Source organism: Veillonella sp. VA142, assembly GCF_003992135.1.
Classification (GTDB): Bacteria; Bacillota; Negativicutes; order Veillonellales; family Veillonellaceae; genus F0422.
The window spans coordinates 26,107-42,404 of the sequence record NZ_RQVN01000004.1 but is presented as its reverse complement, the minus strand read 5'-3'; the positions used below and the strand labels follow the sequence as shown (position 1 = coordinate 42,404).

At 40.9% G+C, this 16,298-nt stretch carries 14 protein-coding genes; 12 read left to right on the top strand and 2 right to left on the bottom strand.

Features of this window, described 5'->3' with window-relative positions; translation table 11 throughout:
* The first annotated feature begins 63 nt into the window (after positions 1-63).
* From pxpB to EO117_RS02720, 8 genes are all read left to right on the top strand, one after another.
* Positions 64-801, top strand: a complete 738-nt coding sequence (pxpB, locus tag EO117_RS02755; RefSeq protein WP_126938987.1) for a 5-oxoprolinase subunit PxpB — start codon at positions 64-66, stop codon at positions 799-801.
* Between the two features lie 4 nt (positions 802-805).
* Positions 806-1,819 (top strand): biotin-dependent carboxyltransferase family protein, encoded by a 1,014-nt coding sequence (locus EO117_RS02750; RefSeq protein WP_126939058.1) that lies wholly within the window; start codon positions 806-808, stop codon positions 1,817-1,819.
* Between the two features lie 326 nt (positions 1,820-2,145).
* The gene (locus tag EO117_RS02745) at positions 2,146-3,096 is read left to right on the top strand and encodes an aspartate carbamoyltransferase catalytic subunit (RefSeq protein WP_126938986.1); all 951 of its coding nucleotides are present in this window, start codon (positions 2,146-2,148) and stop codon (positions 3,094-3,096) included.
* The gene (locus tag EO117_RS02740; RefSeq protein WP_126938985.1) at positions 3,080-4,369 is read left to right on the top strand and encodes a dihydroorotase; all 1,290 of its coding nucleotides are present in this window, start codon (positions 3,080-3,082) and stop codon (positions 4,367-4,369) included. Before EO117_RS02745 ends, EO117_RS02740 begins: the two co-directional genes overlap by 17 nt.
* Positions 4,366-5,433, top strand: a complete 1,068-nt coding sequence (gene carA / locus EO117_RS02735; RefSeq protein WP_126938984.1) for a glutamine-hydrolyzing carbamoyl-phosphate synthase small subunit — start codon at positions 4,366-4,368, stop codon at positions 5,431-5,433. Before EO117_RS02740 ends, carA begins: the two co-directional genes overlap by 4 nt.
* Before the next feature lie 2 nt (positions 5,434-5,435).
* Positions 5,436-8,633, top strand: coding sequence for a carbamoyl-phosphate synthase large subunit (carB, locus tag EO117_RS02730; RefSeq protein ID WP_126938983.1), 3,198 nt, complete (start codon positions 5,436-5,438; stop codon positions 8,631-8,633).
* Between the two features lie 6 nt (positions 8,634-8,639).
* A complete protein-coding gene (locus EO117_RS02725) occupies positions 8,640-9,407 on the top strand; it encodes a dihydroorotate dehydrogenase electron transfer subunit (RefSeq protein ID WP_126938982.1) in 768 nt (255 codons plus the stop codon).
* Positions 9,407-10,333, top strand: a complete 927-nt coding sequence (locus EO117_RS02720; RefSeq protein ID WP_126938981.1) for a dihydroorotate dehydrogenase — start codon at positions 9,407-9,409, stop codon at positions 10,331-10,333. Before EO117_RS02725 ends, EO117_RS02720 begins: the two co-directional genes overlap by 1 nt.
* A 177-nt stretch (positions 10,334-10,510) precedes the next feature.
* Here EO117_RS02720 and EO117_RS09330 read toward each other — a convergent pair whose 3' ends face one another.
* A complete protein-coding gene (locus EO117_RS09330) occupies positions 10,511-11,080 on the bottom strand; it encodes an SHOCT domain-containing protein (protein ID WP_126938980.1) in 570 nt (189 codons plus the stop codon).
* A 5-nt stretch (positions 11,081-11,085) separates the two neighbouring features.
* On the bottom strand, positions 11,086-11,598 hold the full coding sequence (locus EO117_RS02710) for a DUF805 domain-containing protein (RefSeq protein WP_126938979.1): 513 nt from the start codon (positions 11,596-11,598) through the stop codon (positions 11,086-11,088).
* A gap of 246 nt (positions 11,599-11,844) precedes the next feature.
* Here EO117_RS02710 and EO117_RS02705 point away from each other — a divergent pair, with 246 nt between their 5' ends.
* Genes EO117_RS02705 through EO117_RS02690 form a run of 4 tightly spaced genes read left to right on the top strand, consistent with a single transcriptional unit; the run spans position 11,845 to position 16,291 of the window.
* A complete protein-coding gene (locus EO117_RS02705; protein WP_126938978.1) occupies positions 11,845-12,345 on the top strand; it encodes a hypothetical protein in 501 nt (166 codons plus the stop codon).
* 29 nt (positions 12,346-12,374) lie between these two features.
* The gene (locus tag EO117_RS02700; RefSeq protein ID WP_126938977.1) at positions 12,375-14,519 is read left to right on the top strand and encodes an outer membrane protein assembly factor; all 2,145 of its coding nucleotides are present in this window, start codon (positions 12,375-12,377) and stop codon (positions 14,517-14,519) included.
* 9 nt (positions 14,520-14,528) lie between these two features.
* Complete coding sequence (locus tag EO117_RS02695; RefSeq protein WP_164727471.1) at positions 14,529-15,791, top strand: hypothetical protein; 1,263 nt, start codon at positions 14,529-14,531, stop codon at positions 15,789-15,791.
* A gap of 20 nt (positions 15,792-15,811) precedes the next feature.
* Positions 15,812-16,291, top strand: coding sequence for an OmpH family outer membrane protein (locus EO117_RS02690; RefSeq protein ID WP_126938975.1), 480 nt, complete (start codon positions 15,812-15,814; stop codon positions 16,289-16,291).
* Positions 16,292-16,298: the final 7 nt, after the last annotated feature.

The window sequence follows — 16,298 nt, the reverse complement described above, 5'->3', positions numbered from 1 at the left end:
GAAATATTCAATTAGCAGATATGATAGAGGCTATCATGTTTTTAGATAGAAATGAGGCTGTGCATGACGCATACAATATCACCAGTAGGAGACAGTGCAATTTTGATATCATTTGGTGATGTCATTTGTCCAACTATTAATCGCAAAATACAACGAGTCATAGAGACCATTCAAGATATGAAGAATCCAGCCATATATGAGTTAATACCTGCATATACATCGTTGATGATACAATATGATGCTTTAGCGTGTTCCTATGCAGAATTAAAATCCAAGCTTGAGCCATTATTAGCTATAACCGTTGATATTTCAGAAGAAGATAGGGTTACAGTTATTGAGATACCAACATTATATGGGGGAGACTATGGACCGGACCTATCCTTCGTTGCCAAGTATCATAATATGTCAGAACATGAGGTTATAACTATTCACAGTGGAACGGATTACTTAGTGTATATGTTGGGATTCATTCCAGGTTTTGCCTATCTAGGAGGTATGGATCCTCGCATCGCAACGCCTCGTTTGCAAGCTCCTAGACAATCTATACCAGCAGGTTCTGTAGGTATTGCGGGGGAACAAACGGGAATCTATCCGAGTCAATCTCCTGGTGGGTGGCAGATTATAGGTCGTACACCTGTGGTTATGTATCATCTTGAAAGAGAGTCACCATCTCTACTTTCAGCAGGACAATATGTCAGATATGTACCTATTGATGAAGAAACATTTCATTCGATAGAAGCAAACGGTCATGCATATACGCCGGTATCGCGAGTCATTAAGGTAGGTGAATTACGTGGGTAAATATATGGTAGAGAAAATCTCTGTTCAATTTATACAACCTGGACTTTTTACAACAATACAAGATGCAGGGCGTATTGGATACCAACAATATGGTATGCCAGTGGCAGGGCCGATGGATATAGAGAGTTATTTATTGGGACAAGCTTTGGTAGGGAATAGAGATAATCGAGGGGCCCTTGAGTGTACGGTGCTTCCACCAACGATAGAAGTGTTAGGTGAGTGTATTGTAGCATTTACAGGAGCTAATATGAAACCTACCATTAATGGGATAGAGGTATCGAGATATATCCCTTATATGTGTCATGCAGGTGACGTACTTTCAGGTAGTATAAGTGAATGTGGTATGAGGATGTATATTTCGTTTGCTGGGGGAATTGATGTTCCGCTGATAAATGGAAGTGTGGCAACTCATACCAAAGCCTGTATAGGTGGACATGAAGGACGAGCTATACGTAAAGGGGATCAGCTAACATTGCATTCTTTTATAAGAGAAGCAATAACATTAAGTGACTCTTCTGATACATCTTGCCGTTTATTTAATTCCGCATTATACAATCGAGGGGGGAGATATTGTCATGAACCTTTCCGAGTGGTTTTAGGTGAGCAAGCAAAGCGGTTTACTAAAAATGGGATTAAGACATTTATGAATCATCAGTATACGTTAACAGATCAGTGTGATAGAATGGGGTTTCGATTAGAAGGGCCACAGATTGAACATATTGATGGTGCTGATATCATATCAGATGGAGCTATTTTTGGGTCTATCCAAGTCCCATCCAATGGTACACCGATTATTTTAATGGCGGATCGTCAAACCACTGGTGGCTATACTAAAATAGGTGCAATTATATCACCAGATTTACCACGTTTAAGTCAGTTGCCTATGGGAGATACGATACAGTTTGAGTTAGTATCTATAGAGGTGGCACAAAAAATTTATCGTTCATATATGGCTAAATGGGGAGCATTACATTATTTGGCGAGAAGACAGAGTCGCTACGTATTTCGTCTTAGCTAAAGGGGCTAATAATGATGATTTGCAGGGACTATTTGATATATTTTAATCGTGAGGAACTGTTCGGAGTAGACATATCTATTCTTGACGTTTTAGACAGTTTAATTTATAATGATAGACAAGCTTAATGAATCGGTACGAGAGACCGAAGAGCGCAATTTGAACCTTTTAAATTAGTCCTGTGAGGCTAGTAAGGGACCATAGTCATAATGATACTATACGTCTGCCTATGTGGTGGATTTTATTGTGATAGCTATAACTATGCGACCTCTTGCCCTTGGGGCGAGAGGTCTTTTTGCATATAAAAGCATATAACAAAGGAGGCTGTAATGGGAGATATTAGCTTACAAGGCAAGCATTTATTGGGACTGCAGGGCCGAACAAAAGAAGAGATTGAACTGATTTTACGAGTAGCGAAGAAAATGAAAAAAATTATCCTTTCAGGGGATAAAAAATATCCGTTGCTAAAAGGAAAAGCTATTATTAATTTGTTCATGGAAAATAGTACGAGAACGAGAAGCTCCTTTGAATTAGCTGGGAAATATCTTGGTGCCGATGTCATTAATGTGACTAAAAGTGGCAGCTCTATGGCGAAAGGTGAAAGCTTTAGAGATACATTGTTAACAGTGTCCTATATGGGAACCGATGCCATAGTTATGCGCTCCAAAGAGGAAGGTTCTCCGTTGTATGCTACTAAATGCGTAGATCCTATTATTATTAATGCAGGTGATGGGGCTCATGAGCATCCGACACAAGCTTTATTAGATATGTACTCTATTTTAGAGCACAAACCTAGTTTAGAAGGATTAAAGGTCGTTATTGTTGGAGATATTATGCATAGTCGTGTGGCTCGCTCTAACATTTATGGCTTGAAAACAATGGGCGCAGATGTGCACTTGGCAGGACCTAGAACATTGGTGTATCCAGAGCTTGAAAGGCTTGGAGTTACGGTACATCATGATGTACGAGAAGCAGTGAAAGATGCGGATGTAGTCAATGTACTACGCATTCAATTAGAACGAATCAATTCGGCCTTATATCCAACAAATCGTGAATATGCACGCATTTTTGGAATCAATAAATCCGTGTTAGCTAATGCCAAAGACGATGTCCTAGTACTGCATCCAGGGCCTATGAATCGTGGATTGGAAATTGCTCCAGATGTAGCGTATGGCGATGAATCTGTGATTCAAGAGCAGGTACGAAATGGCGTAGCTATTCGTATGGCAGTATTATACTTAACAATTATGGGAGGTGACGGCAGTGAGCTTGTTGATTAAAAATGGTACGGTAGTAAATCCGGCAAAGGGACAACATGAAATCGCAGATATTTTAGTAGAAAATGGTGTGATTGCAGCTATTGGTCAAAATTTAGAGGCTTCTCAAGCTGAGGTATATGATGCAACGGGCCTTATTGTAGCACCTGGTTTAATCGATATTCATACACACTTACGTGAGCCTGGTCAAGAAGCAAAAGAAGACTTTCACAGTGGTACACAAGCTGCGGCTGCCGGTGGGTTTACACGAATCGTAACGATGGCTAATACAACCCCAGTGGTAGACAATGCAGCTCTTGTTCGTGGATTACGCAAACAAGCAGAATTGACTGGAGTTGTGAAAGTAGAATTTATGGGCGCCGTTTCGAAAGGCTTGGAAGGAAAAGAATTGGCGGAAATGGGAGACATGGCAGAGGCTGGCGTTGTAGGTTTCTCTGATGATGGACATTATGTAGAAAATGCAGCGTTTATGCGCCGTGCCTTAGAATACTCATCCATGTTTGGAAAAATGGTTATCGACCATGCGGAGGAATGCAGCTTAACTTGCGAAGGTCATATGCATGAAGGGATTGTTTCTTATGAAATGGGTGTGAAAGGTCGACCTGCTGTGGCAGAAGATCTAGCGGTTGCCCGTGATATTCTGCTAGCAGAAATGACTGGTGGACATATCCACATTGCTCATGTGAGTACGAAAAGTGCAGTAGACCAAGTACGTCGTGCAAAATCGCAGGGCATTAAGGTGACTTGCGAAGTAACCAGTCAACATTTGGCGTTTACAGATGAATATTTACGCGATTATAATACAGATTTCAAAATGGCTCCGCCAATTCGCTCGGAAGATCATCGTCAAGCATTGATCGAAGCATTAAAAGATGGCACAATTGATGCCATAATTACGGACCATGCGCCACATGCGTACGAAGAAAAAGACGTGGAGTTCTGTTGTGCAGCCAATGGTTTCACTGGGCTGGAAACATCTTTTGCGGCGGTAGTTACACATGTATTAAAAACAGGTGTTCTTACAATTGATGAAATTATCAATTTAATGAGTACAAAACCAGCTCAACTTATCGGAGTAGATGGTGGCGTGCTAGAGGTAGGTAAACCTGCAGATATTTCAGTGCTTTCCTTAGACGAAACATGGACTGTAGATAGAAATAAATTCTACACTCGTGGTAAATCATGCCCATTTGATGGTATGACAGTCACTGGTAAAGCAAAATTAACAGTAGTAGATGGACAAATTGTAATGAAAGACGGGGTTGTAGTGGCGTGAGAGGAAAATTAGTACTTGAAAATGGAGCTATCTTCGAAGGAACCTTATTGGGCGGTATGCCTATTGTAGGCGAAGTAGTGTTTAATACGGGGATGACAGGATATCAAGAAATTTTGACAGACCCATCCTATGCAGATCAAATTATCACATTAACCTATCCATTAGTAGGTAACTACGGTGTGACTCATGAAGTGGATCAATCTTCTAAGCCTTATTGTAAAGCTATGATTGTGGGAGAACTATGTACATTTCCAAGCAATTGGCAAAATGAAGGAGATTTTGAAGAATATATGCGTATGCATGGTATCCCTTGTTTATATGATGTAGATACACGTGCTATTACGCGTGCTATTCGCAGTCATGGTGTTATGAAAGGCGTGATTTGCCCAGTAGATACAGAACAAGACAAAATTGATACTTTATTGGCACAACCATTGGCAACCGATCATATTATGCGTGTGACAACGAAATGGGAAGGCCATCGTGGTAGTGATACGGCGGAATTCCATGTAGCAGTATTTGATTTTGGTATTAAAGAAAATATTTTGCAATCTTTGGAAAATGAAGGATGTAAATTAACCATTTTCCCTGCGAATACTAAAGCAGAAACAGTGCTAGCATGTAATCCTGATGGCATTTTCTTATCTAATGGCCCTGGAGATCCAAAAGATGTACCTGAAATTGTAGAAGAAATCAAAAAATTAGCCGGTAAAAAGCCTATTTTTGGTATTTGCATGGGTCATCAATTAATTGCACACGCTTTTGGTGGCGATACGTATAAATTACGCTTTGGTCATCGTGGTTCTAACCATCCTGTGAAAGACTTAGATACTAATCGAGTATATATTACATCTCAAAATCATGGGTACGCCGTAGATGAAGCAAGTCTAGAAGGGTCTGGTTTGCGCGTATCTCATCGCAGTGTCAATGATGGCACAGTAGAAGGTCTTGTGCACACAGAATTACCAATTATGTCGGTACAATATCACCCAGAAGCATCTCCTGGACCGACTGATAATGTCTATTTGTTTGAACGTTTTAAAACATTAATGAGAAGGGGTTAATCATGGAAAAGAAAAAAGTTCTTGTCATCGGTTCGGGTCCTATTATTATTGGACAGGCTGCAGAATTTGATTATGCAGGTACACAAGCTTGCCAATCCCTTCGTGAAGAAGGTTACGAAGTAGTGTTGGTCAACTCTAACCCTGCTACGATCATGACGGACCGAGATATTGCGGATCGTGTATATATTGAGCCGATTTCTTTGGAGTTTGTCACAGAGATTATCCGCAAGGAACGACCTTACGGTGTATTGGCAACTTTAGGGGGTCAAGTAGGCTTAAATATGGCCGTAGAACTTTCAGAAGCAGGTGTACTGAAAGAATATAATGTAACACTATTAGGTACTACTTTAGAGGCCATTAAACAAGCAGAAGATCGTGAACTTTTCAAAGAAGCGATGAAACGTATCAATCAACCAGTTCCAGAGTCTGATATTTTTAGCGATGTGGCACAAGCCGTGGAATTTGCAAACCGTATTGGGTATCCTATCATCATTCGCCCAGCCTATACATTAGGTGGTACAGGTGGCGGTATTGCACACAATGAAGAAGAGATGTACATGATTGCTCTTCGCGGTATTAAATTGAGCCCTATCCATCAAATTCTTGTAGAACGATCTGTAGCTGGTTGGAAAGAAATTGAATACGAAGTTATGCGTGACCGTGCAGACAACTGTATTATTGTGTGTAACATGGAAAACATTGATCCAGTAGGCGTACATACAGGGGACTCTATTGTAGTGGCACCATCTCAAACATTGAATGATACACAATATCAAATGTTGCGTACGGCTTCAGTCGATATCATTCGCTACTTAGAAATTGAAGGCGGTTGTAATGTGCAATATGCCTTAGATCCATATAGCAATCAATATTATGTTATCGAAGTAAATCCTCGTGTATCTCGCTCCTCCGCGTTGGCATCTAAGGCTACAGGCTATCCAATTGCTAAAGTAGCCGCAAAGGTAGCGACTGGTATGACCTTGGATGAGATTACGAATGCCGTTACAGGGGAGACAAAAGCTTGCTTTGAACCATCCTTGGATTATGTGGTAACAAAATTCCCACGTTGGCCATTTGAAAAATTTAATTTGGCAGATCGTACCTTGGGAACACAAATGAAAGCCACAGGCGAAGTTATGGCTATTGACCGCACATTGGAAGGTTCTTTGCTAAAAGCGATCCGTTCTCTAGAAATTGGATTAGACCATATTGAATTGAAAAAAATTGCTCATGAAACGCCAGAGCAACTCATTGAACGATTGCAATTAGTGGATGATGAACGTCTTTATGTCATCGCTCAAGCTCTTCGGGCTGGTATCAGTGTAGAAAAAATTTGTTATATTACAAAAATCAACTCTTTCTTTATCAATAAAATCAAAAATATTGTTATGGTGGAAAAAGATTTAGCGGAGAATGGTTTGACTGAAAGTAACTTACAGTTAGCTAAAAAATATTCTTTTCCAGATAAGGTAATCGCTCGATATGCCAATTGTTCTCCAGATGATGTACTGACAAAACGTAATGAGCTTGGTATGTATCCAACCTATAAATATGTAGACACATGTGCTGCAGAATTTGAAGCTCATACACCATACTACTACAGTGCATATGCTTCAGAGGATGAAGTAGTGCCTCGAGGCGAAAACAGCGTAATTGTTCTGGGCTCTGGTCCAATTCGTATTGGTCAAGGGGTAGAATTTGACTATTGCTCCGTACATTCCTCTTGGGCGTTACGCAAAGCCGGTATGAAATCTATTATTATCAACAATAATCCTGAAACAGTAAGTACAGATTTTGATACCTCTGATAGCTTGTACTTTGAACCGTTGACAGTAGATGATGTGATGGAAATTGTTCGCAAAGAGAACCCAGTAGGTGTTATCGCTCAGTTCGGTGGACAAACCGCCATTAATTTGGCAGGTCCATTGGCAGAGAGAGGTGTCAAAATTCTAGGTACATCCGTAGACAGCATTGACATGGCGGAAGACCGTGAACGGTTTGATGAATTGTTGGCAAAATTAGAAATTCCTCGTCCAGTAGGTGCATTGGTAACAAGTGACGAAGAAGCCCTAGAAGCAGCCAAACGCTTGGAATATCCATTGATTGTTCGCCCGTCCTATGTACTAGGCGGTCGTGCTATGGAAATTGTATATAATGACCAAGAGCTAGATCGTTACATGAAAGAAGCAGTAGTAGCCTCCAAAGACCATCCTGTTTTAATCGACCGCTACATGGTAGGCATGGAAGTAGAAGTAGATGCTATCTCTGATGGTATCGATGTATGCATCCCTGGTATCATGGAACAAGTAGAACGTGCCGGTGTACACTCTGGTGACTCCATTGCCGTATATCCAGCACAGCACTTGTCTGATGAAGTGACAAAACAAATCGTAGATTATACTCGTCGCATTGCTATCGGGCTTAATGTTAAAGGTGTATTAAATATTCAATATATTGTAGTGAATGGTGAACTTCATGTCATCGAAGTAAACCCTCGTTCTAGCCGTACAGTACCTTTCATCAGTAAAGTGACAGGGATTAACATGGTTGAATATGCCACACGTATCGCCTTAGGAGAAACATTAGAAAGCTTAGGCTTACCAACAGGCCTAGTGCCAGCTCGTCCACATGTGGCGGTGAAAGCACCAGTATTCTCCTTCTCTAAAATGGGCTTAGTAGAAATTGCACTAGGACCTGAAATGAAATCTACAGGGGAAGTTATGGGGATTGGACGCACCTATGCGGATGCTTTATTTAAAGCCATTCATGGCGCTAATATGCGGATTCCCGACAAAGGTAATATCTTGATGACTGTAGCAGACCGAGATAAAGAAGAAGCGGTTCGATTGGCAAAAGGCTTTATCGATTTGGGATATCATATTATGGCTACTGGAGGAACAGGTCGTTACTTTACAGAACATGGTGTGGATTGCAAGGTAGTCAATAAAATTTCTGAAGGTAACCCAAATTGTGCTGACTTCATTCGAGAAGGTAAAGTGGACTTGATGTTGAACACCTTGACATATGGTAAAAAACCAGAGCGTGAAGGATTCCAGTTGCGCCGTTTAGCCGTAGAAATGGGTGTACCATGCTTGACATCCTTAGATACAGCTCGTGAAGTATTACACGTAGTGGCAAGCCGTGCTACAGCAGAGGATGCTATCACGGTAGATGCTGTACAAGATTATGAAATGGAGTAATCACGAATGAGTGGATATGTAGAAATGGGTCGAGTGATCCATAATACACAAATAGGTGGCGATGTGTGGATCATGACAGTGTATGCACCGAAACAAGCCAAAAAGGCAAAGTTAGGACAATTCTGTAATGTTCGCGTCACAGGAGGTACAGCGCCCCTGTTGCGCCGTCCTATTAGTTATGCCGGTTTCGATGCTGAGGCAGGCACCATTGATTTGCTATACCGTGTGGTAGGCAAAGGAACAGAGTTGATGACGAAACTGCAAGAAGGGGATACCCTAGATTGCTTAGGACCACTAGGACAACCATTTAAAACAGCGAAACGAATGCTATTAGTAGGGGGTGGTGTAGGGATTGCGCCGATGTTATGTATCGCAGATCGACTAGAACCAGACCAAGAAGCGCATGTGATATTAGGATTCCGCAATGCAAGCGAATCTTTCTGGGCAGACTTGTTCAAAGATAGCCCCGTGACGGTTCATATCACCACAGATGATGGATCGTTAGGGACTAAAGGGTATCCTACGGCTGTGATGGAAACACTGATGAAAGAAGAACATTTTGATGCAGTTTTGACGTGTGGCCCTACACCGATGATGAAAGGTGTGGCTACTGTAGCGCAACAAATGGAAGTGCCTTGTCAAGCTTCCTTAGAGGAACGTATGGGTTGCGGTACTGGCGGCTGCGTGGGCTGTGCTTGTCAAGGTAAAAGTGGTACAAGGTATAAAGTATGTAAAGATGGGCCTGTGTTCCCTGCTGAGGAGGTGTTTTTCTAATGGCTACTGTAGATCCTAAATTAGCTGTGGAGTTCTGTGGGATCTCTATGAAAACCCCTATCGTAGCAGCATCGGGAACCTTCGGATTCGGATTGGAATATGATGGTTATTTAGACCTCAATAGTGAGGTAGGGGCCATTTCTGTAAAAGGCTTAACGCCTACAGCTCGACCTGGTAATGCTGGTGTACGTATTGCGGAAACACCATCTGGCGTGTTGAACTGTATCGGATTAGAGAATCCTGGTGCAGAGGCATTTGTAGCTGATATATTGCCCAATTTAAAACAATATGATGTGCCAATTTTTGCGAATATTTCCGGTAATACACTGGAAGAGTACGAATTCATGGCAAAAACATTAACTGTCGAAGGTGTGGCAGCCTTGGAGGTCAACATTAGTTGTCCTAATGTAAAATGTGGAGGAATGGCATTTGGAGTGCAGGCAGAGAGTGCGGCTGCTGTCTGTAAAGCAGTAAAAGCACATACAGATTTGCCAGTGATTATGAAATTATCACCGAATGTAACAGACATTGTAGAAATTGCTCGCGCTGTAGAAGCAGCGGGCGCGGATGGTATTAGCATGATTAATACCTTACTAGGTATGTCTGTAAATCTACGGACTCGTAAACCATTGTTGGGGAATATCTATGGTGGTTTATCTGGCCCAGCCGTAAAACCGGTGGCTTTGCGCCTAACACATCAAGTGGCACAGGCTATCGATATCCCTATCATGGGGGGCGGTGGCATCATGACCGGTGAAGATGCCTTAGAATTTATGCTAGTAGGAGCTGACATTGTGTCTGTGGGGACGGCTACGATGGTAGATCCACGAGCTATCGGAATCATTGCTAGTGAAATGAGCGTTTACTGTGAAAGTCAACACATCGATCATGTATCGAACCTAGTTGGTGGCATTATTATGCCTTAATAAGAGAAAATATGTATCTCCTGTAATAGGTGTATAGTGTCGGCAATATATCTAAAATCAGAGTGATTATCAGGAAATATATTGACAAAGGGAAAACCCTAAAGAAGAGAACTTTGAATACAATACAGAAAAGGACTGTTCCAGTGAAAGAGACACGGGTAACAGTCCTTTTGGCGTTTAGATTTTATTGAGTAATTCTTCTTTTTTCTGCTGAAACTCTTCGATGGTAATGGCTTTCATATCAAGTAGCTCTTTTAATTGTTTGATACGAAGAATAGGATCATCTTGAGTGGGTACTATATCAGATGTATTGGTAGCATCCTCTGATGAATCTTCAACTTCAATGTTAGCAGTTTCCACTGGAGGACCGGCCTCAATGGCGGCTTTCACAGCTCCCGTGTTAACCCATAATCCGCGTTGCTGCTGATCGTAATCATAAGCTACGGTGCCACAAGATTCAATCCATGCTTGTAAATTTTGGTTTACTAAGTTGGTAAGTACATCAAGGGTGGCGAGGCAGGTATTGTGACCTTGAATGAGAAGGACTCGATGGGTACGACTCACCTCTTTATTGTCGATATGATTGATATCTTTGTCGTAAAATTTGGCATGTGTTCCATAACGACCTCGATAGGTGAAAAGCCCTGTTTTAGTATTGTAAGTAATTTTAACTTGTAAAGACTGTCCGCCAGGTGCGTAGCTGATGATATGGTCTGTGGGTTGAGTGAACCAATCAAAGAATCCCATAGTGACTATCCTTTCTTACTTTTACTAGGCCAACGAGTAGGAGACCCGTAGCGATTGTTTCCAGTAGCACCAGGAAAACAAGCTAGGAATCCATGGAGGATATAGATGATAATAAGATGTAAGATGTATATATTCTTTAATGGAATATACAGGTTTGTACATACAATATATATGCCCAATAAGATGCCGATAAAGCGACCGGGTAACCCGATGTCATTGAGACGACGGATATATAGTGTATAGTAGAAAGGCAATAATATAATATAACCAGCATAAGCCAAGGCTTTAATGGCGAAATAGGCTGGCAAAATAACTACTACAGTTAACAGTTGTTGGATGAACATATTAAAGATATGCATAGTGGCAGATAAAAATAATATGCTTATGATAAATTGAAATCGATTGATACGCCCAGATGTTGTTAGCACACTGTGGCTGTGTGGTTCAATTTTGAGTATAAGAAATAGGGAGACAAAGCCCACCAGGAATGAAATCCCCACATTAATAAGTATATCCATAAGGAACCTCCTTGCATGCTATGAATAAGTATAGCATAGATTGAGATATCTGGCGAACAATAGTGAAGTGGTATGGTATTGAAAGAGATTCTTCATTTAAATCTTAAAAAAATAGAGTAATATATAGAAAATTAGTAGAAAAAAATAGGCAAAATGGCCGTTCATTGGTATAATGGTAAAGATAGTAAAAAATGGTTCACTTTTTTCTTTCTAACTACGATTATATAGTTATGAAAGGAGGGGCATATGGAACCTGTCACAACACCTATGGAAAAACGCATTCGCATGGTTCATGCTTGGCTAGATGCAGCGGCTAAATCCTATGCGACAAAAAGAAGTGTGAAGGGAAACTTTCATCTGTTTTTGGCGCAAGCGGAAATGAAGCAGATGAATGAAGGAAAACCTTCTATTGTGTCTTATGCACAACGATCTGTCGTAGCCCTTGTATTAGTAGGAATTGTAGGGATAGCGCATTGGTGGCTTTCACAACATGAAACGGGGAATACTGCGAACACTCCTGTCATTAATACACAGGTGGAAGTACAAGCAGATAAGATTAGTACTCCAATGATTGTGAAAGAATCCCCACCTGTAGAACAATCAGAAATAAAGGTAGTAGAAACCGTGGAAACACAAGAACATGTAGTGACCACGAGACAAACTACGCAAGCAACACAAGAACACTCTATTAGTTCAAAAGACATGTTACATGCAGTGCAAGCTGGTGGACGTATTTTGCGAGATTAGCACCTTTTATATTCTAAGGAGGAACATATATGAAGGGAAACCTATCTTATAAGAAATTTTTAACCTTTGCTGTCCTAGCGGCAATCAGCGCTACTCCAGTATTTGCTGATAATGCTACGACATCTGAAAGCGGCAAAACAATTGCTAAATTGTCCATGGCGGACTTAGGAAAGCAAAATACTACACGCCAAGAAACAGTAGCCTCTGGTGATGCGACAACAGAAGCTGCCATCGCAGCAGCCCGTGAAGGTTTATCGGAAGCCGCACAACGTGATGCGATTGAAGAACAACGTAAACGTGTGGACAATTCTTCTTTGGCTACGAATGATAAAGAAGTTAAAATCATCACAAAAGCTGGTGGTGATAAATTAGAAGAAGCACAAGCAGCTGGTGTGGAAACAGCAATTCCCCAAGTACAAGCTCGTTATTTCACAGCTTTAAAAGAAACAGAATTACAAAAATATGTAGGTAAAACGATTACAAATATCTCTATTGAAGGTATTGATGTAGCCAATCAGTCAGCATTCTTATCCTTATTGCATGGTAAAATTGGGGATACTGTTACAGTAGAAGGTATTTCTAAAGAGATTGCTAACTTGGGCGGTTCTGGGGTTCTTTCGGAGATTACCCCAGTATTCACAGAGGTGCCGGAAGGTGTGAAAGTAGCGTACCATGTGACGTTAAACCCAGTCATCAAGGGTGTATCTGTGGAAGGTAACACAGTATATAAAACGGATGTATTGGTAAATTATTTAGGAGTTCCACTAAATAGTGTATTAAATACGATCTCTGTAGGAGAAAAAGTGCAAGGTATCAATGCTGCATACCAACGTGATGGCTACATTTTGGCGCATGTAAAAGACATGGCGGTAGATGATAATGGTGTATTACATGTATCTTTAGTAGAAGGCATGGTAGAACGGATTACACCACATGGTAACAAGAAAACGAAAGACCGTGTGATTACACGTGAATTTAATCAAAAAGTAGGACAACCATTTAACAAATTCTTAGTGCGTCGTTCTGTAGAAAAAGTATATAACTTAGGTTTCTTTGACGATGTGAACGTACGGTTAACACAAGGCTCTACGGAAGAAATGGTAAATATTGAAGTGGACGTGTTAGAACATAAAACAGGTACTATTACATTAGGGGCTGGGTATTCTGGTTCTGATGGATTTGTGGGCATCGTAGAAGTAGGGGAAGATAACTTGCGTGGTACTGGTGACAAAATTAAAGTTCACTGGGAATTCGGCGGTAAAGCCGGGTATAAAAACTATTCTGTATCTTACTTGCGTCCGTGGATTGATAATAAAGGGACATCCCTTGGTGTAACATACTTCAATCAATTGAACGAATACACAGATTACAACGAAAAAGGACAATCTGTGGCTACCTATGATAGAAAATCCAATGGTTTCAATGTGTCTTTAGGTCGTCAAACTGCTGAGTTTACTCGTGATTATTTGACATTAGAACATCGCAAAGATACCTATATTTGGGATAACAAGGATTCCAGTGGTTTCCGTTATGATACGGATGTAAAAGGAGGTCCTGGATCAGGACATCGATGGAATAACTATGGTTATCCATTCCTTTCATCGGGATACTTAAAACACAACTTCGGCACAACAAACAGTGTGAGTTGGCAAAAAGTATTCGACTCCCGTGATAATGTATACGAACCAAGTCGTGGTAAACGCTTATCTAGTACATTACAATGGGGTGGTCATGGCTTAGGCGGTGATTTCAACTTCTACAAATTTACGGGTGAAGCTAGAACATATAAAAAAGTAGGTAATAAACAAGTATTGGCATTCCGTGCTCGTTTAGGTTGGGCAGTAGGAGCTTTGCCATATAGCCAATTATATACAATTGGTGGTTCTGATTCTCTTCGTGCTTATGAGGATGATCAATATCGTGGTAAAAAAATGTACAACTTTACAGTGGAATATCGTTTCCCAATTTGGAACAAGGTAAGCGGTGCCTTATTCACAGATTTAGGGGATGCTTGGGATGCACCAAATGTACCTTGGTTCTCTCATTCTAAAACATTCAATGCTTCCGTCGGTGCCGGCGTGCGTGTGACAACACCAATTGGTCCAGTACGTATCGACTATGGTATTAGTAAAAAACAAAAGAAATTCCATTTCAGCTTTGGTGGACAATTCTAATTCATGAGGATGCAAAAATGGTTACGAGGGGCTCTGCTAATGACCGTGTTAGGGATTCCCTCCACCTATGGTGCCACTATTCAAGCGGTGCATGTGGACCTGCACACTACAACAGGGGCAATTCCCAAAGCCTTGGAATCGCGTATGGTGGCCAGCATTCAAGGCGCAGCTACCTATATGTACCAAGGAAAAGAGGATTATCAAATCCGAGAGTCTCTTCAGGCCTATGAAAATGCAACTATGGATGTTGTAGATCGAATCCTCTATGGATATACGGTGAAAACCATTTCTATGGATGTGGGTGAAGCTTTACATATTCATCTCACCTTAGAGCCCTATGGGAATGTAGTACAATCTTTGGAAACTACGGTGAATTATGGTAATATATCTTCCTATGGACAATCGTTGATAGATGAAGATTTAGGGAATGTAAAACCACGATTAGAGCAAATGCTTTTAGGAGCTTCGCTGGATTCGCTAGATTGGATTACTCCGCTGGTGCAAAAATCGGTACGTAATGACTTAGAAGGTGCCCTTCCTGAATTTACTCCACAAATTGATGTGGTAGGAGGGGATACCGTGAAAGTGACGCTTTACTTGGTTCCTAACGGTAGTAGCGTAAGTCGTACAGCAGTAGCGATTCAATCTGGTACATTACCGAGTGTATTCTTTTATACTATGCGTCAATACTACGAAAAAAAACTACGTCAATTGGAGGGCCTACCAGTCTCTTTTGTAAGACGTCATCAAAGGATGATAGAAAAAGAAATACAAGTCGAACTTAACAAAAGCCGTGGTACTACTCAGTTTGACGTTACAATGATTCCTACATTGGAAGTGGGGACAGAGACAACATTGAAAATTTATGTAACCTCCTCTAAGTATATCCTTCAGGGAGAAGGCTATTTAGATATGGGGCGTGGTGAGGATTCTGTAGGATTACGGTTGTATACGGGGATTCATGATGGACCTCATGACTGGTATGTGGAAACGGAGTTTTTGCCGAACCGTTTGGAGTGGTCCTTCAAGCCATCTTATGGGTACCAATTTACGAAAGATACAAAAATAGGATATCTATATGGGTTGCCGAGCCACCATCAGTATGGGATTGTACAACAAACTATTGGAAACCGTTGGAATGCAAGATATGAAAGAGATATTACGGCAAAAACAAATGAATTTGCTCTTTCCTATGATGTACATGAATATTTACGATTAGAATATGTATGGGGCGACCATGATCGATGGTTGCGCCTTATAGGACGAATATAAAGAAAGAAGGTAGATACACTATGATGCGATTATTGAACAATAAAAAGAATGTAAAAACAGTGTCCATCATTGTAGGCATTCTTTTTGTCATCAGTGTGGGGGCATTAGCCTATACACAGATGGCAGGGTATGGTGGCTCTAATGCTGTGAGCAATATCGGGGTTATCGATATGCAAAGAATAGTGGAAAGCAATCCAAACTTAGTGCAAGATGCACAGCAAGAATATGCGACATACAACGAAGAATTGCAAAAAGAATTTAATGAAAAATCTGCTAATTTAGATGAAGCAGGGAAGGCAAAACTGTCTGATGAACTTCGTCAAAAAATGCAGGAAAAACAACAAACAATTCAAGACAATCTGAAAAAGCGTGTAGATGAAGCATCTAAAGCCGTAGCAGATGCAAAAGGCCTTAGCGTTGTATTGAGCCGTGAATCTGTATTGTTTGGTGGTACTGATATTACAGAACAAGTGAGCAAAAAATTAACGGAAACTAAATAAGGTAAAA